Origin of the sequence: Stenotrophomonas sp. SBJS02 (assembly GCF_020428325.2) — a bacterium.
In the GTDB taxonomy this organism is placed as follows: Bacteria; Pseudomonadota; Gammaproteobacteria; order Xanthomonadales; family Xanthomonadaceae; genus Stenotrophomonas; species Stenotrophomonas africana.
In genome coordinates this window covers 3,865,979-3,891,254 of the sequence record NZ_CP109812.1, presented here as the reverse complement: position 1 = coordinate 3,891,254, position 25,276 = coordinate 3,865,979, and the positions used below count along the sequence as shown (strand labels likewise).

The 25,276-nt window shown below is 66.6% G+C and carries 18 protein-coding genes; 16 read left to right on the top strand and 2 right to left on the bottom strand.

What is annotated here, in order from left to right:
* The first annotated feature begins 64 nt into the window (after positions 1-64).
* From FQS62_RS17970 to FQS62_RS17960, 3 genes are all read left to right on the top strand, one after another.
* The gene (locus tag FQS62_RS17970) at positions 65-4,735 is read left to right on the top strand and encodes an ESPR-type extended signal peptide-containing protein (protein ID WP_268922387.1); all 4,671 of its coding nucleotides are present in this window, start codon (positions 65-67) and stop codon (positions 4,733-4,735) included.
* Positions 4,707-4,898 carry a YadA-like family protein gene (locus FQS62_RS17965; protein WP_268922385.1) on the top strand — a complete coding sequence of 64 codons (192 nt, stop codon included), beginning with the start codon at positions 4,707-4,709 and terminating at the stop codon, positions 4,896-4,898. The genes FQS62_RS17970 and FQS62_RS17965 overlap by 29 nt, the downstream gene beginning before the upstream one ends.
* A 69-nt stretch (positions 4,899-4,967) precedes the next feature.
* Positions 4,968-5,717, top strand: coding sequence for a hypothetical protein (locus tag FQS62_RS17960; RefSeq protein ID WP_208044037.1), 750 nt, complete (start codon positions 4,968-4,970; stop codon positions 5,715-5,717).
* A gap of 144 nt (positions 5,718-5,861) precedes the next feature.
* Here FQS62_RS17960 and FQS62_RS17955 read toward each other — a convergent pair whose 3' ends face one another.
* Positions 5,862-6,506, bottom strand: a complete 645-nt coding sequence (locus tag FQS62_RS17955; RefSeq protein ID WP_208044036.1) for a hypothetical protein — start codon at positions 6,504-6,506, stop codon at positions 5,862-5,864.
* A 208-nt stretch (positions 6,507-6,714) separates the two neighbouring features.
* Positions 6,715-9,138, bottom strand: coding sequence for a penicillin-binding protein 1A (locus FQS62_RS17950; protein WP_208044035.1), 2,424 nt, complete (start codon positions 9,136-9,138; stop codon positions 6,715-6,717).
* A gap of 219 nt (positions 9,139-9,357) precedes the next feature.
* On the opposite strand from FQS62_RS17950, the gene FQS62_RS17945 reads away from it, so the two are divergent.
* The 13 genes from FQS62_RS17945 to tkt all read left to right on the top strand — a co-directional run bounded on the left by FQS62_RS17945 (position 9,358) and on the right by tkt (position 25,182).
* Positions 9,358-10,416: a pilus assembly protein PilM gene (locus FQS62_RS17945; protein WP_010484061.1), complete on the top strand. Its 1,059-nt coding sequence runs from the start codon at positions 9,358-9,360 to the stop codon at positions 10,414-10,416.
* Positions 10,416-11,300 (top strand): PilN domain-containing protein, encoded by an 885-nt coding sequence (locus FQS62_RS17940; protein ID WP_049444607.1) that lies wholly within the window; start codon positions 10,416-10,418, stop codon positions 11,298-11,300. Before FQS62_RS17945 ends, FQS62_RS17940 begins: the two co-directional genes overlap by 1 nt.
* Positions 11,297-11,953, top strand: a complete 657-nt coding sequence (gene pilO, locus FQS62_RS17935; RefSeq protein WP_208044034.1) for a type IV pilus inner membrane component PilO — start codon at positions 11,297-11,299, stop codon at positions 11,951-11,953. Before FQS62_RS17940 ends, pilO begins: the two co-directional genes overlap by 4 nt.
* A complete protein-coding gene (locus FQS62_RS17930; protein ID WP_226053694.1) occupies positions 11,950-12,486 on the top strand; it encodes a pilus assembly protein PilP in 537 nt (178 codons plus the stop codon). Before pilO ends, FQS62_RS17930 begins: the two co-directional genes overlap by 4 nt.
* 21 nt (positions 12,487-12,507) lie before the next feature.
* Positions 12,508-14,481 (top strand): type IV pilus secretin PilQ, encoded by a 1,974-nt coding sequence (locus FQS62_RS17925; RefSeq protein ID WP_049444603.1) that lies wholly within the window; start codon positions 12,508-12,510, stop codon positions 14,479-14,481.
* 173 nt (positions 14,482-14,654) lie between these two features.
* A complete protein-coding gene (locus FQS62_RS17920; protein WP_049444601.1) occupies positions 14,655-15,680 on the top strand; it encodes an AAA family ATPase in 1,026 nt (341 codons plus the stop codon).
* 8 nt (positions 15,681-15,688) lie between these two features.
* Entirely contained in the window at positions 15,689-16,618 is a 930-nt protein-coding gene (locus FQS62_RS17915; RefSeq protein ID WP_208044033.1) for a DUF58 domain-containing protein, read from the top strand.
* Positions 16,615-17,064 carry a DUF4381 family protein gene (locus FQS62_RS17910; RefSeq protein WP_049444596.1) on the top strand — a complete coding sequence of 150 codons (450 nt, stop codon included), beginning with the start codon at positions 16,615-16,617 and terminating at the stop codon, positions 17,062-17,064. The genes FQS62_RS17915 and FQS62_RS17910 overlap by 4 nt, the downstream gene beginning before the upstream one ends.
* Positions 17,061-18,065, top strand: coding sequence for a vWA domain-containing protein (locus FQS62_RS17905; protein ID WP_208044032.1), 1,005 nt, complete (start codon positions 17,061-17,063; stop codon positions 18,063-18,065). Before FQS62_RS17910 ends, FQS62_RS17905 begins: the two co-directional genes overlap by 4 nt.
* A complete protein-coding gene (locus tag FQS62_RS17900; protein WP_208044031.1) occupies positions 18,062-19,882 on the top strand; it encodes a tetratricopeptide repeat protein in 1,821 nt (606 codons plus the stop codon). The genes FQS62_RS17905 and FQS62_RS17900 overlap by 4 nt, the downstream gene beginning before the upstream one ends.
* Positions 19,879-21,594 carry a BatD family protein gene (locus FQS62_RS17895; RefSeq protein ID WP_088480093.1) on the top strand — a complete coding sequence of 572 codons (1,716 nt, stop codon included), beginning with the start codon at positions 19,879-19,881 and terminating at the stop codon, positions 21,592-21,594. The genes FQS62_RS17900 and FQS62_RS17895 overlap by 4 nt, the downstream gene beginning before the upstream one ends.
* Before the next feature lie 57 nt (positions 21,595-21,651).
* Positions 21,652-22,971, top strand: coding sequence for a dicarboxylate/amino acid:cation symporter (locus FQS62_RS17890; RefSeq protein WP_088480094.1), 1,320 nt, complete (start codon positions 21,652-21,654; stop codon positions 22,969-22,971).
* Positions 22,972-23,184: 213 nt separating this feature from the next.
* Positions 23,185-25,182 (top strand): transketolase, encoded by a 1,998-nt coding sequence (gene tkt / locus FQS62_RS17885; protein ID WP_088480095.1) that lies wholly within the window; start codon positions 23,185-23,187, stop codon positions 25,180-25,182.
* Positions 25,183-25,276: the final 94 nt, after the last annotated feature.

Genomic DNA, 25,276 nt, shown 5'->3' with positions numbered 1-25,276 from the left:
CATCACGCCGCTGTGGCTTGGTGCCACAGCGGTTCCTTCTGTTTCGTTTGTTAAGGAGAATCCCATGAACAAGATCTATCGACGACTCTGGTCCGCCGCCCGCCAATGCTGGGTGGTTGCAAGCGAACTGGCGGCAGCGCGCGGCACGCGCAGGCACACATCGCGTGGTCCTGGACTGGCGCTGACGCTGGCCATGCTGCCGGCATCGGTCATGGCAGCCACAGCGGGTCATTCCGAAACAAGCGCTGATGAGTGGACGGAAGATGCCCTCTACGTTGCCTTTGGCCCGTTCAACACAAGCGCCATGCTTGCGCACGAAGATGCCGCCACCGCTCCCAGCGGGCGAGCGTTCTCCCGCGCGAACGCGCTTCCGCTGGCCTACAGCGATTTCGTCCAGCTCGGTTCGTATGCCGGTGCCCGTGACAGGGCGGTCGCGGTCGGTGTATCGGCCTTCTCCAACAGCTACGGCGTGGCACTTGGCTACCGGGCCGATGCCAATGGGCAATACGCGACCGCGCTGGGGCACAAGGCGGTTGCCTGGGAGCTCGGCAGCGTCGCGGTGGGCAATGATGCGAAGTCGTATGCGCATAACGCGGTCGCCTTGGGGAGCGGCGCGCTCGCAGCCGGGCGCAACTCCGTCGTGCTGGGAGCGGATTCCAACGACTACGGCGACAATCAGGTGTCGGTCGGTAACGGCGGCATGCGGCGCAAAATCGTATACGTTGCCGACGGTGCAATCGACGCAAACAGCAGCGAGGTTGTGACCGGCAGGCAGCTGCACGCTACGCAGCAGGCGCTGGCCAGCGTGAGCCAGAGTCAGAAGTTGCTGGCGACCGGGACTGCGGCGACCAATGCCAACGCTGCCCAAGCAGTGGGTAGCCGTGCGCTAGCGATGGGCGTTGGCTCAAAAGCTGATGGCGACGATACCATTGCGCTGGGCGGGGGTGCACGCACAGCGTCCGGTCCGGGTATCTCCCGCATCGCCATCGGTGCAGGCGCCTCCGCGGGCACCAGCGGCTGGACGGGTGCCGTCGCCTTGGGCGGGGGCGCCAGTTCCACGCATGACGGCGTTGCCATCGGCTATCAGGCCAAGACAAGCAGCAGCGGTACGACCGCGCTTGGCCGCGGGGCAACGGCAACGCACGGAAATTCGGTTGCACTGGGCGCCAACTCGGTGACCTCCAGTGCCAATACGGTGTCGGTGGGCAACAGCAGCAACAAGCGCAGGATCCAATACCTTGCCGATGGCGTGATTGCGGCGGGCAGTACCGACGCGATCACCGGCAACCAGTTACACGCGACCAATGCATCGGTGGCGACCGCGGCGGCAACCGCGAGTGCGGCAAAGGCCGGTGTTGATGCGGTCAACAGCCGACTCAACGCAGAAGCGCTGGCATTGGGTGGCGGTGCGCTTGCAGAGTCCAATGCTTATGGCATCAGCACTGCATTGGGGCGCAACGCCAAGAGCTACAACGGCAAGAGCGTCGCGCTGGGTGATGACGCAAGGTCTGGCGTGGACAAGGACGGGAACCGTGTTGCCAACGCCAATGCGGGTGTGTCGGTGGGGGCAATGTCGCGCAGCGGCAACGGTGCCGTTGCGGTAGGCCTTGAATCCCAAGCGGAGGGCGACCGCGGCATTGCCATTGGCAATGGGGCAAAGGGCAATGCGGTGCATGCCACCGCTGTCGGGTACCAGAGCAACGCCAGTGCTGGCCAGTCCACTGCACTGGGGCGTGGTACCCAAGCAAGCGCTCCCTTCTCGACTGCGATGGGCAATCTGGCCAGAGCGTCGGCCGAGAGTGCCGTGGCCATTGGTGATCGCTCCTTGGCTCAGCACAATGGTTCGGTGGCGTTGGGCAATGGCTCGCAGACCAGTGCCGCCAATCAGATTTCGATCGGCAGCAGCGCCATCAAGCGCAAGCTGGTCAATCTGGCCGACGGTACGCTCAGTACGTCCAGCACCGAGGCCGTGACCGGCAAGCAGCTCAACGCTACCAATGCCAATGTGACGACTGCACAGAATGCGGCCAATGCCGCACAAACGGCGGCAACTGCGGCCAAGACCACTGCTGACAACGCGCTGGGCAGGGCCACAGCGTTGAGTGGTCTGGTCAGTCAGGTATCGGCCACGGGCAATGTGCGCCTGGGCGCAGACAACACTGGCACCGTGGTGGATGTGGCCAACAAGGACGGCGCGAAGCGGCGCGTCAACAACGTTGCCAACGGCGTGCTGAGCGGCACCAGTACCGATGTCGTGACCGGACAGCAGCTTCATGCCACCAACCAGTCTGTTTCCACGCAGGGCCAGTCACTGGTGCTGCACGGCCAGCAGCTGGCAACGCATACCCAGGCTCTCGCGGCACAGGACCAGCGCGTCGCGGCCAACCGCGCCGCCATCGATCAGCTTCGTACGGACGTGGACAACTTCGATCCGGATCTGGATGGAGTGGTGAAGTTCAGTGCCGATCGCCTGCTTGTGGACATGGAAGGTGCGCGCGTATCGGGAGTGGCGGCGGGGGATGTCAGCTCTGCGGCCAGTACCGATGCGGTGAATGGTGGGCAGTTGTTTGCGGCCAACGAGAAGATCTCGGCACTTGAAGGCGCCGGAAAGTTCGTTGCTGTAGGCGGCGGTGGACCGGCCGATAGCGCGGCTGCGGGATTGATCGCGGTCGCGGTCGGGGATTCGGCGAGAGCCGAGGCTGAAGGAGCGGTGGCGGTTGGTAGTTTCGCGATGGCAGCGGGAAAGAACTCAGTTTCCTTGGGTAGGGCTTCAAGTGTCGCGGGAAAGGCTGAGGATGGCTTCGCGCTAGGAGTTAGGGCATCCGTTGAGTCGGAGAAGGGCGTTGCAATAGGTGCCGGAAGCTCTGTTTCCGAAGCTGCTTCTAACAGTGTCGCCGTGGGCGCCGGCTCCATTGCAACTGAGGCGATGACGGTCTCAGTTGGACAAGGTGCTTTGAAGCGTCGGGTTGTGAATGTCGCTCGGGGTGTGAATGAAGGTGATGCATCGACGATTGGTCAGGTCAGTGACGCACTGGCAATGCTTGGGGGAGGCGCCGGCTTTGGCTCAGGAGGCGATGTCATTGCTCCTGTCTACAATGTACAGGGTGGTACGCAGAACAGCGTGGGTGACGCCTTGGCTGTGCTCGATGGCGCGGTGCTCAGGTCCGATAGCCGAGTAGATGGCGTCGAAGGCCAGCTGCGCGCGACATTCCAACAGTCGCCGTCAACCAGCGCAGATGGAATCGGCCAACTGAACCTGGCTGGCGCGCATGGCATGGTTCTGTCGAATCTTGCCGATGGGCATATTGCCGCGGGTAGCCGTGATGCGGTGACTGGGAGTCAGCTGCATGCCACTGAGCAGAAGATTGAGCGTAATAGACGCGACTTGGATGCAATGCAGCGCGACTGGAGCTCGGATCAGAATAGTCTGCTGAGTGAGGCCAGAGATGGAAACCTCATCGACTTCGGCGGCGCACGCCTCACTGGTGTTGCCGATGCGCACCTCTCCGCTGATAGTTCGGATGTGGTGCGCGGGAGCCAGCTGTATGCAACAAACCTGAGACTGAACTCTATCGAAGACAGAAGCGGCAACATTGCATTTGGCTGGATGCCCGAGGAGGGACAGTATCCAGCTGAAGCGGGCCCGGCTGGGCTGGCTGTTGGCAAGAATGCAAAAGCGTCACTGCGTTCAGAAGGCGGCGTCGCTGTAGGTGCTTGGGCAACGGCGGGAGGGAAGAACTCGGTAGCCTTGGGACGCGCGGCGTACGTAGATGAGGGGGCGGTGCAGGGCTTCTCACTCGGAGTCAGTTCCCACGTTTACGGATCGAATGGTGTTGCCTTGGGAGCCGGCGCAGAGGTCAGAACCGGCGCGCTCATGTCAGTCGCCGTTGGCGCCTACTCCATTGCCACTGAGGCGAATACCGCTTCATTCGGTTCATCCGGCCATCAGCGTCGCCTGACCAACATCGCCAACGGCATCGCGAGCCACAATGCAGCCACCATTGGTCAGCTCAGCAGTGCCCTCGCTACCCTCGGCGGCAACATAGACGCCAATGGCAACCTCACCACTCCCGGCTTCAACGTCCAGGGCCAGCACCAGAACACCATCAACGAAGCCCTCGCCACGCTCGACTCGGCCGTAGTCACCACCGGCTCCCGCGTCGATCGCGTGGAAACCCAGCTCCGCTCGGTGTTCCAGGAATCTCCGTCCATCCGCAGCGACGGCACCGCCCAGCTCACCCTGGCGGGCGCCAACGGCATGGTCATCTCCAACGTCGCCAACGGCTTGATCGCCGCCGGCAGCCGCGAGGCGGTCAACGGTGGCCAGTTGCATGCCGTGCAGCAGCAGCTCAACGGTCGCATCGATGGCCTGGAGCAGCGCGTGGACGGCCAGCCGCAGGCGCGTGCAATGGCCACGGCGTCGGCGGCACCGACCGAAGAGATCATGCCAAGCCGGGAAGCCAGCGGTTCGCCGCAGGTCGCTTCGGCGGGCGAGGGCGCTTCGCCTGCACCGCAGCCAAAGTCGAAGAAGGACGATTCGCCCGCGCCCACGCCGCAGGTTGATACCGCCGAGCTGGAAAAAAATGCTGGCCCGCGCCAACGAGTACACCGATGGTGCGATCAGCAACTTCGAGCGCCGCCTGGACAAGATGGACAAGCGCTTCAACCGCATGGCGGCGATGAGCAGTGCGCAGACGGCCATGGCCATGAACACCGCTGGCCTGGCCACCTATAACCGCCTTGGCGCGGGTGTGGGCTACGCCGAGGGCGAGTCGGCCATGGCGGTGGGTTACCAGCGCGTACTCAACGACAAGGGCTCAGCCACCTTCAGCCTCAATGGTGCCTTCACCAACAGCGGTGAACGCAGCATGGGCGTGGGTGTGGGCATCGGCTGGTAAGCCATGGCGCCCCGGCGTGGTGCGCGTAACGAGCCCCGCCGCGCCGGGGTCCTTGCCGAGGAGATGGCAATGTACCGATGGGTGAGTCGATTCATCAGCTACCGCACGTTCTACGTTTGGCGGGCACGGTTTTACTACCACACCCGGCATCTGGACGTCTGGATGCTTGCCAGCGTGCTGTGCTTCCTGGGGGTAGTGGCGTTACTCTGGTACTACTGGCGGTTCAGCAATGTGCCGCTTCCGCGCATGCATCCGCAGGTAGCTGCGCTACGGGTGGAGGGCATCACCAACGAGGCGATCCACAGGATTGTTCTGGTGCGCCATGGTGGTACTCCCCCCGGCAAGCCGTTCTCCACGCCGGAGGAGATCCGGGCCAGCACGGTGCGTACGATGCGGGTGCGGCAAGTGCTGGATGGCGAGGTGGCATGGCGGCTGAAGGCGAACCTGCTGGCGGATATCGCCGATTACATCGAGGCGACCGCGGGCTGCGTGCCGTATCAATGCACACGGGTGCAGGCGCACATCAGCCAGCTGCGTGAGGCCGCGACGGAGAACGCGGGCATCAACAGGGCGTTGCAACCCATTCTGGAGGGCCCGCGTGATCTGGTGCCCGGTCTCACGAGCGGCGATCGCCAACGGGTGAAGAGCGGCTGGTCGGATTCGTTCAGTGACATCTTTCACCAGGTATGGCTGTTGAACGATCTGCAGACCATGCACGCGCGGATGATGGCGGAGTACCCCAAGCGCGCACCCGCACCGTGGCTGCCGGAGTGGTTGATTGGCCCGGAGCCGACGACCGGTAATGGCATGCCACTGTAGAGCACTGCCATGCTAGGTGGCGCCCGCGGATGCCACGCTTCCTGTAGAGCCGAGCCCACGCTCGGCTGCTCTTCGGTCAGGTATCCGGAAGTCTGAAATGCAGTGCGGACCAACAGTCCGCACCCACCAAGACTGGCGCTACCGTCACCCGCCGATATACGCGGTGATCTCCGCCTCGGCCAGCACCTGCCGCAACTGCGCCACGGACGCGCGCCGCATCGGCTTCTCATCCACCGGCGACAGCGGCGCTTGGCGCAGGGCGTCGTAGGGCAGCACGGCCAGGTCGAAGGTCAGCTCTTCGGCACTGAACACCCACACCGGCACGTCGAGGCAGCGTTCGCGGTCCATGCGCAGACGACGTGTCCGTGATTCGGCGGGGATGCCATGTTCGTCCAGGAAGCGATGCACGGCTTCCGGGTCGTCACTGTGCAGGTGCAGCTGCACGGGGCTGTTGGCGTCGGCGGTGCCATCCAGTACCGGGCCGACCAGGCGCGGGGCGAAGCCGTGCAGGAACTCCAGGGCGTGCATCGCGGCTTCGCGGCGGCGCTGCAGTTCGTTGCCGTGCTGCGGCCCGGAGAACAACCGCTGGTACTCGCGCAGGGCGTCTTCGATCTCGGTGTTGCGGGGCAGGGAGGCATCGTCGTGGATGCCGAGCCGGCTGGCGGCCTTCAACTTGGCCTGGTGGTAGTCGCGGATGCCGCCTTCGGCCATCAGGCGGGCGGCTTCGTGGGCGAGGCGGTGGCGCCGCTCGCGGGTCTGGCTGGCAGCATGCTGACGGGCGCGATGCATGCGATGACTCCCTGTTGCGACCTGGCTACAGACTAGCGCACGGATGTGACATCTGCGTGGGTATGGCGCGGAGATGCCAACCAACGGTTGGCACCCACCAACGCTCTGGTAGGTGCCGACCTTGGTCGGCACGGGGCGCCAACCAAGGTTGGCATCTACCAGGGCAGCATCGGTGCCAACCCACGGTTGGCACCCATCGCACCTTTCCTCAGAAGATATCGAACGCGGCGGCGTCGGCCTGCGGGGTATTGAGGTTCAGGTCGTAGTCGGTCAGGCGGTCCATGTCTTCCACCTTCACCCACTCGGTGGCGCCATTGAGGGTGGCCTGCACCATGCCGCTGGGCGGGTCGTTCTGCGCGATCGGGGTGTCCTTCAGCGCGGTGCGCATGTAGTCGATCCAGATCGGCAGGGCGGCCTTGCCACCGTATTCGCGGTAGCCCAGCGAGCGGAAGTCGTCGCGGCCCACCCACACGGTGGTCACGTACGGGCCACCGAAGCCGGAGAACCAGGCGTCGCGGTGGTCGTTGGTGGAGCCGGTCTTGCCGCCCACGTCCTCGCGGCCGAGCACCTTGGCCTGCACGCCGGTACCGCGCTGGACCACGTCGCGCATCATCGACACCAGCTGGTAGGCGGTGCGGGCGTCGATCGCGCGCGGGGCGGTGCGGGCATCGGGGTTGACCGGCGCGGCCGGGGTTTCGGTCTTGGCTTCGGTCTTGGCCGCAGCGGCCGGGTCCACCTTCGGGGCCGGGGCGCCGAAGTTGAAGCCGTCCACCACCTGGTTGACCGGCTGGTCGCTGCTGCCTGCGCAGTCGCGGCAGGCCAGTGCCGGGTTTTCCTTGAATACCAGGTTGCCGTCGCGGTCATTGACCTGGTCGATCAGCCAGGTGTCCACGCGCGAGCCGCCATTGGCGAACACGGCGTAGCCACGGGCCACCGACAGTGGGGTAAGCGAAGCGGTACCCAACGACATCGACAGGTTCGGCGGCAGTTCGGATTCGGCGAAACCAAACTCGCTGATGTACTTGCGCGCGTAGTCCACGCCCATGCCATCGAGCAGGCGCACCGAGACCAGGTTGCGCGACTGCACCAGCGCTTCACGCAGGCGCATCGGGCCGCGGAAGCCGCCGCCGTCGTTCTGCGGGGCCCAGGTCTTGCCGCGGCGGTCGCGGAACACGACCGGGGCGTCGAGCACGATCGAGGCCGGGTTGTAGCCCTTGTCGAAGGCGGCCGCGTAGACGAACGGCTTGAAGCTCGAACCCGGCTGGCGACGGGCCTGGGTGGCGCGGTTGAACTTGTTGCCGGAGAAGCTGAAGCCACCGACCAGCGCTTTCAGTGCGCCATTGTGGGCATCCAGCGAGACCAGCGCGGACTGGCCGCGCGGGATCTGGTCCAGCAGCCACTCACCTTCCTTGGCACCGGCCCGCACGCGCACGATGTCGCCGCGCTGCACCAGCTTGCCCGGGGTCTTGTTGGTCCACTTGGCAGCGCCGGCCGGCAGCACGATCTCGCTGCGGTTGGCCAGCACCACGGTGGCGCTGCCATCGGCGCCGGTGCTGGCGACGATGGCCGGCAGCAGGCCGGCCTGGCCGAACATGCCGCGCAGGTGCTCGGCCAGGGCAGCGGCGTCTTCACCGGCACCGACCGCTACCTGCTTCTCCACGCCATGCCAGCCGTGGCGGTGGTCGTACAGCAGCAGGCCGTCGCGCACCGACTGGTTGGCGGCGGTCTGCAGGGTGGAGTCGATCGTGGTGGTGACGTGGTAACCCTTGTTGACCACATCGCCGCCGAAGCGGGCGATCATTTCCTGGCGCACCAGCTCGGCCACGTAAGGGGCATCGACCTGCACCGGCGGCTCATGCGCGGTGGCGTGCATCGGCACGGCCTTGGCCGCGTCGGCCTCGGCCTGGCTGACGAACTTCAGGTCGGCCATGCGCTGCAGTACATAGTTGTCACGGCGCTGGCGGGCACGCTCCGGGTTGGAGATCGGGTTGCCCGAGGACGGAAACTTGGGGATGCCGGCCAGCGAGGCCATTTCGTCCAGGTCCAGCTCGTTAAGCTTCTTGCCGTAGTAGAACTCGGCCGCGGCGGCCACGCCGTAGGCGCGGTTGCCGAAGAAACTCTTGTTCAGGTACAGCTCGAAGATCTCGTCCTTGCTCAGCTCGGACTCGATCTTCCGCGCCAGCAGGATCTCGGCCAGCTTGCGGGTGTAGCTGTACTCGGAGCTGAGGAAGAACTGGCGGGCGACCTGCTGGGTGATGGTGGAACCACCCGGCACGCGCTTGTCGTTGGTGGTGGCGAGCAGCCACACCGCACGGCCGATGCCCATGTAGTCCACGCCGCCATGCTCGTAGAAACGGGCGTCCTCGGTGGCCAGGAAGGCCTGCTTCAGGCGCTCGGGCACGTCCTTCATGGTGATCGGGGTACGCCGGGTCTCGCCGAACACCGCCATCAGCTTGCCGTCGGCAGCATAGACGTACATCGGCTCCTGCATTTCCACGTCGCGCAGGGTCTGCACGTCGGGAAGCTTGGAGGACACGGCGTAGTACAGACCGCCCACGGCGGCCGCGCCGATCAGCGCCAGGACCAGGACAATCAGGAAGATCCAGCGCAGCCAGCGGCGGAGTCGAGTCATCGGGTTCAGATTCCGATTGCGAATTTCGTGGTCGCAGAGTATAGATTACGCAAGGTGGCGGCTGGGGTCGTCGCCGGGGAGCGCAAGGGGAACAGTCAGGGGCTGCATGGTGAATCCGTGAGGGACTTCACAGCAGGGCCGTTGCCATTTGCTAAGAATACGTTATTAATGCTCGGGCGCAGGTCTTGCGTCCAAGTGCCCGTCGGCAGGGGAGAAACCGTGGGGCTCATCCCAAAAAGTCAGTCGCCGCTTGTGGGCGTCGACATCAGTTCGACTGCGGTAAAGCTTTTGCAGCTGTCCCGCAGTGGCAACCGTTTTCGTGTGGAACATTACGCTGTGGAACCTCTTCCGCCGAATGCGGTGGTGGAGAAGAACATCGTGGAAGTGGAGGCCGTGGGTGAGGCCATCCGCCGGGCGATGAACCGCTCGGGGAGCAAGGCCAAGCTGGCTGCTGCTGCCGTCGCCGGTTCGGCGGTGATCACCAAGGTGATCCCGATGCCGGCCGAGCTCGACGAAAACGACATGGAAGCCCAGATCGAGCTGGAAGCGGTCAACTACATTCCGTACCCGATCGAGGAAGTGAACCTGGACTTCGAGGTGATCGGGGCGATCCCGAACAATCCGGAGATGGTCCAGGTGCTGCTGGCCGCGTCGCGTTCGGAAAACGTGGAACTGCGCCAGTCGGCCCTGGAACTGGGTGGCCTGCAGGCCAAGGTGATGGACGTGGAGGCCTTCGCGGTCGAGAACGCCTACGCCCTGGTCGCCAGCGAGCTGCCGGTGTCCATCGAGGGCGTGGTCGCGCTGGTCGATATCGGCGCCACCATGACCACCCTCAATGTCCTGCGTGGTGGCCGCAGCCTGTACAGCCGCGAACAGGTGTTCGGTGGCAAGCAGCTGACCGACGAGATCATGCGCCGCTACGGCCTGAGCTACGAGGAAGCCGGCCTGGCCAAGCGCCAGGGCGGGCTGCCGGAAAGCTACGAGATGGAAGTGCTGGAACCGTTCAAGGAAGCCACGGTCCAGCAGATCAGCCGCCTGCTGCAGTTCTTCTATGCAGGCAGTGAGTTCAACCGCGTTGACCACATCGTGCTGGCCGGCGGCTGCGCTGTGCTGGGCGGGCTGCCGGAGATGGTCGAGGAACAGCTGGGCGTGCCGACCGTGGTCGCCAACCCGCTGGCGCAGATGACCCTGGGGCCGAAGGTGAACGCGCATGCGCTCGCCCAGGATGCCCCCGCGCTGATGATCGCCACCGGTCTGGCGCTGAGGAGCTTCGACTGATGGCACGCATCAATCTATTGCCCTGGCGCGCCGAACGGCGCAAGCAACGCCAGCGCGAGTTCTACGCAATGCTGGGCATGGCCGCGATCGGTGGCCTGCTGCTGTCGCTGCTGATCTGGTTCTATTACGACCGCCAGGTGAGCGGCCAGATGGACCGCAATGCCTATCTGGAAGCCGAGATCGAGAAGGTCAAGGAACAGAACAAGGAGATCGACCGCCTTGACGCGCAGAAGGAGCGCCTGCTGGCCCGCAAGAAGGTGATCGAGGAACTGCAGGCCAAGCGCTCGCAGATGGTGCACCTGTTCGATGCGCTGGTGCGCACGATTCCCGATGGCCTGGTGCTGACCGCGCTGAAGCAGGAAGGCGACGTGCTGACCCTGGAAGGCCGCACCCAGTCCAACGCCCGTGTTTCGGCGTACATGCGCAACCTGGAGACCTCCGGCTGGATGACCAACCCGGAACTGTCGATCATCGAAGCGCGTGACCCCGAAAAGGACAAGGACGGCAAGACCGGCCCTGTTGCGGACATCAAGGCGCTGCCTTATGTGTTCGTGGTCAAGGTGAAGCTGCCGGCGCAGAGCGAAGAAGTGGCGGCGACGCCCGGTCTGAACGCAGACGGCTCGGTGGCAACGGCAGCGCCGGCGCCAGTGGCACCGCTTGCCGCAGGCCCGGATGCGGCCACCCCTGCGGCTCCGGCGGCAGGCCCGGCAGCGAGCCCGGGTGCACCGGCGCCGGCGGCACCTGCTGCTGCCCCGGCCAGCGCACCGGCCAAGCCGAACCAACCGGCCGCACCGGCTGCCCAGCCCGCTCCGAAGCCTGAGGGCAGCCGCCTGGCGCAGCCGCCGCAGGCCTTCCATGCCCCGCTGCAGGGGGACCGCGCATGAGCCAGAAGATCGATCTCAAGAACCTGGATTTCAACGACATCGGCAACTGGCCGCAGAAGGCCAAGATCGTCTTCTGCTCGCTGCTGGCGGTGGTGATCATGTTCGTTGCGTGGATGCTGCTGATCAGCGGCAAGCGTGAGGAACTGGCCGGCCTGGAATCGGAGGAAACCGAGCTGCGTTCGGAGTTCACCAAGCAGCAGGAGCGCGCGGTGAACCTGGCGCCGCTGAAGCAGCAGCTGGCGCAGATGGAGCAGGTGCTGCAGCAGATGCTGCGGCAGCTGCCCAGCAAGACCGAAATGCCCGACCTGATCATCGACATCTCGCAGACCGCGCTGTCCAGCGGCCTGACCAACGAGCTGTTCGAGCCGGAGCAGGAGCAGGTCAAGGAGTTCTACGCCGAGAAGCCGATCAAGCTGCGGATGGTGGGCAGCTACCACCAGTTCGGTGCGTTCGTCAGCGGCGTGGCCTCGCTGCCGCGGGTGGTGATCCTGACCATGCACGACATCAACCTCAAGCCCAAGGACAAGACCAGCGGCAACGTCCGCAGTGGCGCGCTGGAACTGTCCGGCACGGTCAAGACCTATCGCTACCTGGACGAGACCGAGGTGCAGGAACAGCAGAAGGCTGAAGCCGGCAAGGAGGACAAGAAGTGATCCGTTCCTTCTTCGCACGTTGTGGAATGGTGGCCGCCGTGCTGCTGCTGGCCGCCTGCGGCCGCGGCGTGACCAGCACGCCGGGTGATGCGCCGAATCTTGAAAAGTGGGTGGAGGGTGAGCGTGCGCGACCGGCACAGCCACTGGAGCCGCTGCCGGTGATGCAGCAGTTCGAGACCTTCGAATACTCCGCGCAGGGCATGCGCGATCCGTTCACCGATGCCTGGACCAATCCGCAGCAGGGGAATGGCGGATTGCGTCCGGATCCGAACCGGCGCAAGGAGCCGTTGGAAGGCTTCCCGCTGGATGCACTGGACATGGTCGGTACCATCGGCACCGGTGCAGGCACCGTCGCGCTGGTGATGGGGCCGGACAAGGTGACCTACCGGGTGCGCCCGGGCGGTTACCTCGGGCAGAGCGACGGGCGGGTCACGGCGGTCTTCGAAGACCGCGTGGAGCTGATCGAACTGGTGCCGGATGGCGCGGGCGGCTGGCTGGAACGGCCGGCAACGCTCTCGCTTGAAGATCAATGATCGTTTACTGGGGATAGCACGATGACCTTTCACCAAGCCAAGGGGCTGCGTCCCATCCGGCGCTCTACCTTGAACCGTGTCAGCGCGTTGGGAGTCGCGCTGATGCTGGCCTGCGCTCCGGCGCTGGCCGCCGCACCGGCGGAAAAGCCGGTGGGCGCCACCGTGGCCCCGGCGACAGCGCCGGCGGGCCTGTCGGTGGCCAAGATTGATTTCAAGCGTGGCGATGACGGCGCCGGGCGCCTGATCGTCCAGTTCGACGGCCAGGGCGCGGTCCCGGACCTGCGCACGCAGGGCAACAGCGTGGTGGTCGACGTCGGCAACGCCCGACTGCCGGCCAACCTGCAGAAGCCGATGAACGTCACCGACTTCGCCACGCCGGTGCAGCGCATCGACGCCAAGCCGTCCGGTGCCGGCACCCAGCTGGTGCTCAGCACCGGTGGCGCAGTGGAGTCGCTGGCTTACCAGAGCGGCAACGAGTACGTGGTGGAGATCAGCCCGCGGCAGGCTCCGGCCGCTGTCGGTGCCGTCACTGCCGGCAGCGTCACCCAGGCTGCCAAGGCTGTCGGCCAGCGCGGTTTCACCGGCAAGCCGGTGACCTTCAACTTCCAGGACGTGCCGGTGCGCACGGTGCTGCAGTTGATCGCCGAGGAATCCAATCTCAACGTGGTGGCGTCCGATTCGGTACAGGGCAATGTGACCCTGCGTCTGGTCAACGTGCCGTGGGACCAGGCGCTGGACATCGTGCTGCGTGCCAAGGGCCTGGACAAGCGCCGCGACGGCAGCGTGATCTGGGTGGCGCCGCAGGCCGAACTGGCCAAGTTCGAGCAGGAGAAGGAAGACGCGCGCATCGCCATCGAAAACCGCGAAGACCTGGTCACCGATTACGTCCAGATCAACTACCACAGCGCCACCCAGATCTTCAAAGCGCTGACCGAGGCCAAGGGCATCGGTGGCGGCGGTGGTGGCGGCAATGGTGGTGGTGGCGGTTCGTCGCAGGAGGACAGTGGTTTCCTGTCCTCGCGCGGCCGCATCGTCGCCGACGAGCGCACCAACACGCTGATGATCAGCGACATCCCGAAGAAGATCGCGCGCATGCGTGAGCTGATCGGGGTGATCGACCGCCCTGTGGACCAGGTGCTGATCGAAAGCCGCATCGTCATCGCCACCGATACCTTCGCCCGCGAGCTGGGTGCGAAGTTCGGTATCAGCGGCAGCCGCGACAACGTGTACTTCAGCGGCAGCCTGGATGCCAATGCCGAAACCCGCAAGTCGCAGGTGGATACCGCGCAGGCCAACGCCAAGGCAGTCCGTGAGTGGCAGGCCGGTGGCAGCGTCGGCCCGGCGCCGATTCCCAGTGGCCCGACCATCAAGCGCGGGCTGAACTGGAACCTGCCGGTGGCCGCGGCCAACAACCCGGGCTCGCTGGCGCTGTCGATCCTCAACGCAGGCTACCTGCTGGACGTGGAGCTGTCGGCCATGCAGGAAGAGTCACGTGGTGAAGTGATCTCCAACCCGCGCGTGGTTACCACCAACCAGCGCGAGGCGATGATCAAGCAGGGCAAGGAAATCGGTTACGTCACCATCAGCGGCGCCGGTGCTGCCGGTGGCGCCGGTTCCACCCCGAACGTGCAGTTCAAGGAAGTGGTGCTGGAGCTGCGGGTGACCCCCACCATCACCAACGACAACCGCGTGTTCCTCAACATGCAGGTGAAGAAGGACGAAGTCGACCGCCTGATCGAACTGCAGGGCTATGGCACGGTGCCGTCGATCAACCGCCGCGAGGTCAATACTGCGGTGCTGGTCGAGGACGGGCAGACCGTGGTCATCGGTGGTGTGTACGAGTTCACCGACCGCAGCAGCATCAGCAAGGTACCGTTCCTGGGCGACGTGCCGTTCCTGGGCAATCTGTTCAAGAAGCGTGGCCGCAACAAGGACAAGGCCGAGCTGCTGGTGTTCGTCACCCCGAAGGTGCTGCGCGTGGCCAAGCAGAACTGAGCCCGCGCCACCGGCGAAACGAAGAAGGGCCGCCATGCGCGGCCCTTCCTCGTTTCCACAAGTAGATCCCCGCCATGCGTGGATGGGCCGTTCAGCCGTTCTTGATGCCAATCGCAGAGCACCCTGCGATGATGTCGGGAACCCGTGCCGTCCCGCGCCGGTCAAAGGCCCCCATGAACCTGCCACCGCCGATGCCCGAATCCGCCACGCCGCCGCCCGCGCCGGCCGCCTCCCGCCTGCATGGCGCCTTCACCCAGCTGCGGGACGCCCTGTCGGCCGAGATCGTCGGCCAGGCGGCACTGGTCGAACGCCTGCTGATCGCGCTGCTGGCCGATGGTCACCTGCTGGTGGAAGGCGCTCCGGGCCTGGCCAAGACCACGGCGATCCGTGCGCTGGCCTCGCGCCTGGAGGCTGACTTCGCCCGCGTGCAGTTCACCCCGGACCTGCTGCCGGCCGATCTGACCGGTACCGAGATCTGGCGCCCGCAGGAAGGCCGCTTCGAATTCGTACCTGGCCCGATCTTCCACCCGATCCTGCTGGCCGATGAAATCAACCGCGCGCCGGCCAAGGTGCAGTCGGCACTGCTGGAAGCGATGGGCGAGCGCCAGGTCACCGTTGGCCGCCACACCTACGCGCTGCCGCCGCTGTTCCTGGTGATGGCCACGCAGAACCCGATCGAGCAGGAAGGCACCTTCCCGCTGCCGGAAGCACAGCTGGACCGCTTCCTGATGCACGTGCGCATCAGCTACCCCGATCAGGCCGCCGAATCGGAGATCCTGCGCCTGGCCCGCGAGCGTGCCCGCGGCGCGCTGGGCGAGGCGGCACCGGCACCGGAGAAGCTGCCGATGCAGGATGTGTTCGATGCCCGCCGCGAAGTGCTGGACCTGCACATGGCGCCAGCGCTGGAACGCTACCTGATCGAGCTGGTGCTGGCCTCGCGTGAGCCGTCGCGTTATGACGCTGGCCTTGGCCGTCGCATTGCCTGGGGGGCAAGCCCACGTGGTTCCATCGCGCTGGAACGCTGTGCGCGTGCGCGTGCCTGGCTGGCTGGCCGCGATTTCGTCACCCCCGATGATGTGCGAGCGGTTGCCGCCGACGTGCTGCGCCATCGCGTGCTGCCCAGCTACGAAGCTACCGCTGAAGGCTGGGATGGCGAACGCCTGGTGCAGGAGCTGCTGGCCCGGGTGCCGGCACCCTGAGCCTGCGCATGACCGATCCATCCCTGCACGACGTCTCTTCCGCCAGCGACGGTGACGGGCTGCGCCCGCAGCTGGCCGAGCTGGTGGCGCTGCGCCGCCTTGCACAGCGACCGCCGCCGCCACGCCGTGGCCGTGCCGGCAACGCGGGCCAGGCACCTTCCCCGCTGCGCGGCCGCGGCATGGAATACGCCGAGTCGCGCGAGTACGTGGCCGGTGACGATGCACGCCATATCGACTGGCGGGTGACCGCGCGTACCGGCCGTGCCCACACCAAGCTGTTCCAGGCCGAGCGCGAGCGGGTCAGCCTGATCGTGGCCGATACCTCGCCGGCCCTGTACTTCGGCACCCGCGTGCGCTTCAAGTCGGTGCAGGCTGCACGTGCGGGCGCCGTTGCCGCGTGGTCGGCGCAGCGTCGTGGTGATCGCATCGGAGCCCTGCGTGGCAGCGACCGTGAACCACCGATTGCACCGGCAGGAGGCCCCCGTGGCGTGCTGCGCGTGCTGGATGCGCTCACCCGCTGGTACGCGCAGCCCCCGGCCGATGACCTTGGCCTGGAGCGCGCGCTGGACCATGCGGCCCGCGTGCTGCGCCCGGGCGCGCGCATGCTGCTGCTGGCCGATCCGCAGCAGGCCATCCGTATTCCACCGGCGCGCTGGAGCGCGCTGGCCCAGCACCATGACCTCAGCCTGGTGCTGCTGGTCGATCCGTTGGAGATGCAGCCGCCCTCGGCCGCGCTGCAGTTCCAGACCGCGCAGCAGCGCATCGGCCTCGACCTGCGACGCAGCGAGGTGCAGGCCCATTGGCAGGCCCACTTCGTCGAACCGCTGCAGGAACTGCGACGCCAGCTTGGCGCGCGCCGTGTTGATGTGCAGGTGCTGTCCACCGATGCGCCCAGCGATGTCTGGCTGGCACCCTCCCCCACCGAGGTGCCGGCATGAGCGCCAACCTGCCGCTGCGCGATGTGCAGCTGCCGCCGGCCCCATCGTGGTGGCCACCGGCGCCAGGCTATCTGATGATCGGCGGTGGGGTGCTGCTGTTGCTGGTGGCGTTGGCCTTGCTGTGGTGGCAGCGTCGCCGACGCCGCCAGCGCTGGTTGCAGCTGTTCGACCAGGAGCTGGCGACCACCGCCGATGCTGCTGCAGAACTGGCGGCAATCGCCGGACTGCTGCGTCGCGCCGCGCGCCAGGCACAGCCCGGCAGTGAATCCCTGCGCGATGATGCGTGGTGGCAGCGTGTGGATCCGAAAGGCACGCTGCCCGCGGCACGTCGCAGTCTGCTGGCGGAAGGCGCCTATCGCCCACGGGTGGACGCCAGCGATGTGGCGGCGCTGCGCAGTTGGGCGCGCGAGCGCTATCTGGCCATGCTGCTGGAGCGGCGCCGATGAACCTGCTGGCAAGTTACTGGCCATGGCCGGACCTGCAGCTGGCGTGGCCGCTGGCCCTGCTGGCGCTGCCGTTGCCGTTGCTGATGCGCTGGTGGAAGCGTCGTGCCGATCCCGGCGCTGCGCTGCGCGTGCCCTATGCGGCGACGGAACTGGAAGCGCTGGCCGGAGGCGGCCGCGTTGATGTTTCGTGGCTGCGTACGCTGCTGTTGTGGCTGGGCTGGTGCGCGCTGTGCGTCGCACTGGCTCGCCCGCAACAGCTGGGCGAAGCGATCACGCCACCGCAGCAGGGCCGGCAGATGATGCTGGCGATGGACGTGTCCGGCAGCATGGGCGAGGGCGACATGGTGCTGGGTGGGCAGGCGGTGGATCGCCTGACCGCAGCCAAGGCCGTGCTGGCCGATTTCCTTGATCGTCGTGCCGGTGATCGCATCGGCCTGCTGATCTTCGGCGACCGCGCCTACACGCTTACACCGCTTACTGCCGACCTGGCCAGCGTGCGTGACCAGCTGCGCGACAGCGTGGTCGGCCTGGCCGGCCGCGAGACGGCCATCGGTGATGCCATCGGCCTGGCAGTGAAACGCCTGCGCAGCCAACCCGAGGGACAGCGCGTGCTGATCCTGCTGACCGACGGCGTCAGCAACGCCGGCGTGCTGGAACCGCTGCGCGCGGCGGAAGTGGCCCGCGCCGAAGGTGTGCGTATCCATACCGTGGCATTTGGTGGTGATGGCAGCATGCGCCTGTTCGGCATTCCCGTATCCGCCGACCAGGATCCGGTCGACGAGGCTACGTTGAAGAAGATCGCGAGCATGACCGGCGGCCAGTTCTTCCGCGCCCGTGACACCGCGCAGCTGGCCGGCATCTATGCCGAACTGGATCGGCTGGAACCGATCGCAGCGAAGGGGCCGAGCCTGCGCCCGCGCGAAGAGCGCTATGCCTGGCCGTTGGGTCTGGCGTTGTTGCTGGGCGCATTGGCATGGGTGTGGCCGGAGCGTCGACGATGATCGCGTTGGCTTCCCATCTTCCCGACTGGAATGCGCTGCACTTCCTGCGCCCGGAATGGCTGTGGGCCCTGCTGGCGTTGCCGGTCATTCTTGCGCTGGCGTTGTACCGGCAGCGGCGCAGCGATGTGTGGCGAACCGCGGTGGATGCCCACCTGTTGCCTCATCTGCTGGCTGCGGGCAAGCGCCGGCGTGCACGCCTGCCCTGGGCCGTGCTGCTGGGCTGGACGCTGGCCTCGCTGGCCATGGCCGGACCGAGCTGGCGGCAGCAGGCGCAGCCGATGTTCCAGGCCAGCGCACCGCTGCTGGTGGTGCTGGATCTGTCCAGCCGGATTACCGCCACCGATCTGCCGCCCTCGCGCCTGCTGCAGGCGCGGGCGAAGGTGGGCGAGCTGCTGCGCGCACGCCAGGGCGGCCAGGTGGGCCTGGTGGTCTATGCCGAAGATGCCTACACCGTGGCGCCGCTGACCGACGACGGCAGCAACGTTGCGCTGTATCTGGACGCGTTGTCGCCCGATGTGATGCCACGTGATGGCCAACGTGCCGACCGCGGCATCGACTGGGCGACGCGGTTGATGCGCCAGATCGGGGCATTGCGGGGGCAGATCCTGCTGGTCAGCGATCAGGCGGATGATGAAGCGGCACTGGCCGCAGCGCAGGCGCGCAACCTCGGCCTGCAGGTGTCGGTGCTGGGCCTGGGGACGCCCGCTGGTGCGGCGTACCGGGACGGCAGTGGGCAGATCCGCCAGGCTGCGCTGGACGAAGGCAGCCTGCGTGCAGTGGCCACCGCAGGCGGTGGCCGCTATGCCCGCATCGCCGCCGATGACAGTGACCTGCACGCGCTCGGTGTACTTGATGCACGCGAAGGTGCCGCGGCGCAGCGGCCGGGCGAGGGCAAGCAATGGCGTGATGAAGGGTTCTGGCTGGTGCCACCGGTGATGCTGCTGGCGCTGCTCGCCTTCCGTCGCCGCGCGGTGCTGGCGGCCGTGCTGGCAGTGGGCCTGCTGCCGTGGATGGGGAATGTGCAGGCACAGGCACCTCCAGCGGCCGCTTCGCAGCCCGTGCAGGGCACGCTGTGGAAGCGTGCTGATCAACTGCAGCACCAGCGCTTGGCGGAAGGCGTACAGGCTTACCGCAGTGGCGACTTTGCCAACGCACGCAAGCAATTCGAAGGCATCGACAGCGATGCCGGCTGGTACAACCTGGCCAATACGCTGGCGCGCCAGGGCAACTACGACGAAGCCATTGCCGCCTACGACCGCGCGTTGGCGCTGCATCCCGGCATGGCCGATGCGGTCGCCAACCGTGCCGTGGTCGATGCCGCACGCAAGCGCAAGCAATCGGGTGGCAAAGGCCAGGATCAGCAGAAACCGCCGCAGAACGGGCAGCAGAAGCAACCGCAGAACGGCCAGGGCCAGCAGCCGCAGCAGGGCCAGCAGAATCCCGGCCAGGGCCAGCCGCAGCCGGGCCAGCATGGCCAGCCCAAGCCCGGTGACGACAGGAACCCGTCGAGCCCGCAGCCCGGCGAGCGTGGCCGCGATGGCCAACAGGCGCCGCCGCAGGTGGAGGATGCCAAGGCGCAGGCCCAGGCGGATGAGCAGCAGCGCCAGCGCATGCAGCAGGCAATGCAGCAGGCACGTGAGGGCAAGGGCGAACAGGATGGCAAGCCCGTGCCAGGCAGTGACGGCAGCACCCCGCGCCAACGCGAGGAGCAACAAGCGGTGGAGGCCTGGATGCGGCGCGTACCGGATGACCCGGGGGCACTGCTGCGGGCCAAGTTCCAGCTGGAAAACGAACGCAGGAAGAGGGAAGGGCGATGACGCGGGCGATCAACATGCACGGGCGCTGGCCACTGCAGGTACTGGCGGCACTGCTGCTGTGGCTGCCGCTGCTGGCCTGGGCGCAGCCGCGCGCGTGGCTGGACCGCGACCGCATCGCGATGGGCGACACGGTCACGCTCAATGTCGAGAGCGACCAGGGCGCGCCGGACTTCACGCCATTGCGTACCGACTTCGACCTCAGCGGGCAGACCAGCAGCCGCCAGGTGGAGTGGAGCAACGGCAGCATGCAGCAGCGCAACCTGTACGGCGTGGCGCTGACGCCACGGCGCAGCGGTGCACTGGTGGTGCCGGGCCTGCAGGTGGGCAGCGTACGTACCGCGCCGCTGACCCTGCAGGTGGATGCCGCTGCCGTGGCCGGCCCTGACAGCAATGCGGTGGCGTTCATCGAAACCGTTGTCGATGACCAGACACCGTATGTGCAGCAGAGCGTAGGCGTGGTGGTGCGGCTGTATTTCGCTTCGCAGCTGGCCTCCGGCGAACTGGTGCTGGATACCCCGGCAGGCGCGTCATTGCAGCGGGTGGGCGATGATCGCACCGATGTGCGACAGGTCAATGGCCGCCGCTACAACGTGGTCGAGCGGCGCTTCCTGCTGATCCCGGAGCGCAGCGGCGCGTTGCGCCTCGCCGGTGCCCGTTTCAGCGGGCGCAGCGCGGGCGGCTTCTTCGATGACTTCTTCGGTGGTGGCGACGGGCGCATGAATGCCACCGGCGCTGACCGCACGTTGCAGGTGCAGGCACAGCCGGCACAGGCGCCGCAGCCATGGCTGCCACTGCAGAATCTGCAGCTGCGCTACACCAGTGCGCCGACCAGTGCCCGTACCGGCGAAGCGGCCAACGTGGTGGTCGAGGCGATTGCTGAAGGCGCGACCCGCGCGCAGTTCACCGACCTGCCGGTGCCGGATGTCGGCGCCAATGCGCAGGTGTTTGCCGAACCCGCGCAGTACGAAGAGACCTTCAACGGCAGTACGCCGCGGCTGAAGATCACCCGCCGTTATTCGATCGTGCCGCGCCAGCCGGGTGCGCTGGCGGTGCCAGGGCCGCGCCTGCCCTGGTGGGACGTGCGCAACGGCAAGGCGCAGGAGGCGAAGCTGCCGGACCTGACACTGACGGTTGCGGCCGGCACCGGCACGGGCACTGCCTCACCGGCAACGTTGCCACCGATCGACACCGACGCCGCATTGCCGGGCACCGATGGCCAGGACAGCCGTATCGCGGCCACCGATCCGCGCGCCAGCGGCCTGGCCGAGCGTCCGTGGCCGTGGATGGCGGCGGCCATCGGTCTGGCGCTGCTGTGGCTGTTGACCCTGTTGTGGGGCTGGCAGCGAGGCCGGCGCCCGCGTGCAGTGACGCCTGTCGCTGGCAAGCCCTCTGTGCCGACTGTGGCGAGCGGACGTGCCGGCCTGGCCGAACTGCGCCGCGCGCTCGATGGCGAGGGGTTCGACCAGGTTGAAGCACAGCTGTGTGCGATGGCCGGCGTTGAACGCATCGAACAGGTCATCGCGCGGCTTGAGGATGCAGCCCAGCGCCAGGTGCTGCAGGACCTGCAGCAGGCGCGCTGGGGCGGGCAGGGTGATCTGGCGCCGCTGCGTGCGCGCCTGCGCGAAGTCTTCCGTGACGGACCGCACTGGTCGACGGACGCGGGTGCCGTCGACACTGGGCTGGCGCCGCTGTATCCGCCACGGCGAACCTGAACCGGCGCCGCTTGCGCGCTTTGTTAGAGTGCATTCATTTTTCGAGGAAACCCGCGTATGACAGCAGCTGCTGCCGACAAGAAGAAGTTGCCCCTGCATTGGAAGATGGGCATCGGCTTTGCGATCGGCCTGGTCCTGGGACTGATCGTGCACGCCCTGGGCGGCAGCGTCGATGGTCTGCAGGCCGGTGCCAAGTGGGTAATGGACTACGTCACTACCCCGGCGTCGGGCCTGTTCCTCAACCTGATCTTCATGCTGATCGTGCCGCTGATCTTCTCGGCGCTGATCATGGGTGTGTCGGAGATGGGCGACATCCGCGCCCTCGGCCGCATCGGCTGGAAAACGCTGGCCTACACCGTGCTGCTGTCCGGCATTGCCGTGGGCATCGGCCTGGTGCTGGTCAACCTGCTCAAGCCGGGTGCCGGCGTCGACCCGCAGGTCGCCGCGATGATGCTGTCGGAGAACGCCGAGCGCAGCAAGGAAATCGTTGCTGGCATCCATGGCACGCCGAAGGGCATGGACATGCTGCTGTCGATCGTGCCGAGCAACGTGCTGCAGGCTGCGTCTGACAACGGTGCGATCCTGTCGCTGATGTTCTTCGCGCTGATGTTCGGCATCGGCATGGTGCTGACCGACAACGAGAAGGTCGCCCCGCTGCGCCGCGCCATCGAAGGCGTGTTCGAAATCTCGATGACCCTGATCAACCTGGTCATCCGTCTGGCCCCGTATGCGGTGGCCTGCTTCATGTTCAACCTGGCCGCGCTGTTCGGCTTCGAGCTGATCATCCGCCTGGGCGCCTACGTGGGCGTGGTGGTGCTGGCCCTCGGCCTGCACATGGTGGTGACCTACGGTACGGCCGTATGGCTGTCCGGTCGCTCGCCGCTGTCGTTCTTCCGCGATACCCAGGAAGCGACGGTGATGGCGTTCTCCACGGCCTCCAGCAACGCCACCCTGCCGACCGCGCTGCGCGTGGCCGACCAGATGGGCCTGCCGCAGCGCGTGTCGCGCTTCGTGCTGACCGTGGGCGCCACCGCCAACCAGAACGGCACCGCGCTGTTCGAGGGCGTGACGGTGATCTTCCTGGCCCAGTTCTTCGGCGTGGACCTGAGCATCGGCCAGCAGATCATGGTGATGGCGGTCTGCATCCTCGGTGGCATCGGCACTGCCGGCGTGCCGTCGGGCTCGCTGCCGGTGGTGGCGATGATCTGCGCGATGGTGGGCGTGAATCCGCTCGGCATCGGCCTGATCCTGGGCGTGAACCACTTCCTGGACATGTGCCGTACCGCGCTGAACGTGACTGGCGACCTGGCCCTGACCACGCTGGTGGCCAAGGGCGAAGGCCACGATGGCCCGGCGCTGGGCCCGCAGCAGGACTGAGTCCGGAGCCACTGCTGGCGACCTGATCGGGGTCGATTCCTTTCCGCAAAGAAAGGAATCCGACCCCTTTTCACATGCGGAATCCGGCGGAGATCATGAAGTGCCGGCCAGCGGCCGCCACGACCGGGCACGGTGAACCGACCCCCGGCCCGACGACTATGGGACAATAGGCCGCCCGCACGTCCGCGGCCGCCTCCCGATTCCGACAGAACCATGACGCAGCCTACCCGTCGCCAGTTGGCCAACGCCATCCGCTTCCTTGCCGCCGATGCGGTTGAAACCGCAAAGTCCGGCCACCCCGGCATGCCCATGGGCATGGCCGACATCGCCGAAGTCCTCTGGAACGACTACCTCCGCCATAACCCGAGCAATCCGCACTGGTTCAACCGCGACCGTTTCGTGCTGTCCAACGGCCACGGTTCGATGCTGCAGTACGCGCTGCTGCACCTGAGCGGTTACGACCTGCCGATCGAGCAGCTGAAGCTGTTCCGCCAGCTGGGCAGCCACACCGCCGGTCACCCGGAACGCCACGAGACCCCGGGCGTGGAAACCACCACCGGCCCGCTGGGCCAGGGTTTTGCCAACGCCGTGGGCTTCGCCCTGGCCGAGAAGCTGCTGGCTCAGCGCTTCAACCGCCCGGAGCTGGAAGTGGTCGACCACCGCACCTGGGTGTTCATGGGCGATGGCTGCCTGATGGAAGGCGTGTCGCATGAAGCGGCATCGCTGGCTGGCACCTGGGGCCTGCACAAGCTGGTCTGCTTCTGGGACAACAACCACATCTCCATCGACGGCAACGTCGAGGGCTGGTTCACCGACAACACCCCGGAGCGTTTCGAGGCCTATGGCTGGAACGTGGTGCGCGATGTTGATGGCCACGACCCGGAGAGCATCAAGGCCGGCATCGAGGCCGCGCTGTCGCAGAGCGACAAGCCGACCCTGATCTGCTGCCGCACCACCATTGGTTTTGGTTCGCCGAACAAGGCGGGCAAGGAATCCAGCCACGGCGCACCGCTGGGCAAGGACGAGCTGGAGGCCACCCGCAAGCAGCTGGGCTGGGAGTACGGTCCGTTCGAGATCCCGCAGGCGATCTACGACGGCTGGCGCGCCAATGGCGCCGGCACCCTGCGCCAGGCCGAGTGGGAACAGCTGTTCGACAAGTACGCCAGCCAGTACCCGGGCGAAGCCGCCGAACTGACCCGCCGCTCGCACGGCGAGCTGCCGGCCGACTTCGTTGCCAAGGCCGATGCCTACATCGCCCAGGTGGCCGCTGAAGGCCCGACGATCGCTTCGCGCAAGGCCTCGCAGCTGGCCATTGAAGCCTTCGCCCCGCTGTTGCCGGAAATCGTCGGCGGCTCGGCCGACCTGGCGCACTCCAACCTGACCCTGTGGAAGGGCAGCAAATCGGTTGCCAGCGACGACGCCAACGCCAACTACGTGTACTACGGCGTGCGCGAGTTCGGCATGACCGCCATTGCCAATGGCCTGGCCCTGCACGGTGGCTTCATTCCGTTCGACGCCACCTTCCTGGTGTTCAGCGACTACGCCCGCAACGGCGTGCGCATGAGCGCGCTGATCCCGGCCCACGCCATCCACGTCTACACCCACGACTCGATCGGCCTGGGCGAAGACGGCCCGACCCACCAGCCGGTGGAGCACCTGGCCTCGCTGCGCTACATCCCGAACAACGACGTGTGGCGTCCGTGCGATGCGGTCGAGTCGGCAGTGAGCTGGAAGGCCGCGATCACGCGTCAGGACGGCCCGAGCTGCCTCGTGTTCAGCCGCCAGAACCTGCCGCACCAGCCGCGCAGCGCCGAGCAGATCGCCCAGATCGAACGCGGTGGTTACGTGCTGGCCGATGCTGCCGGCACCCCGGACGTGATCCTGATCGCCACCGGTTCGGAAGTCTCGCTGGCCACCGAAGCCAAGGCCCAGCTGGACGCGGCCGGCCTCAAGACCCGCGTGGTCTCGATGCCGTCCACCGACGTGTTCCTGCGCCAGGATGCGGCCTACCGTGAATCGGTGCTGCCCAATGCCGTGCGCAAGCGCGTGGCCGTGGAAGCCGGCGTCACCGGTTTCTGGCGCCAGTTCGTCGGCCTGGACGGTGCCGTGATCGGTATCGACACCTTCGGTGCCTCGGCTCCGGCCGACCAGCTGTACAAGCACTTCGGCATCACCGCCGCCCACGTGGTGGAAGCGGCCAAGTCGCTGTAAGCAGCATCGCAGCGTGATGAAGGAAAGGCCGGCGCACGCCGGCCTTTTCTTTGCCGCAGGAAAAAGGGGACGGAGGGGATTAAGTCGTTTGTGC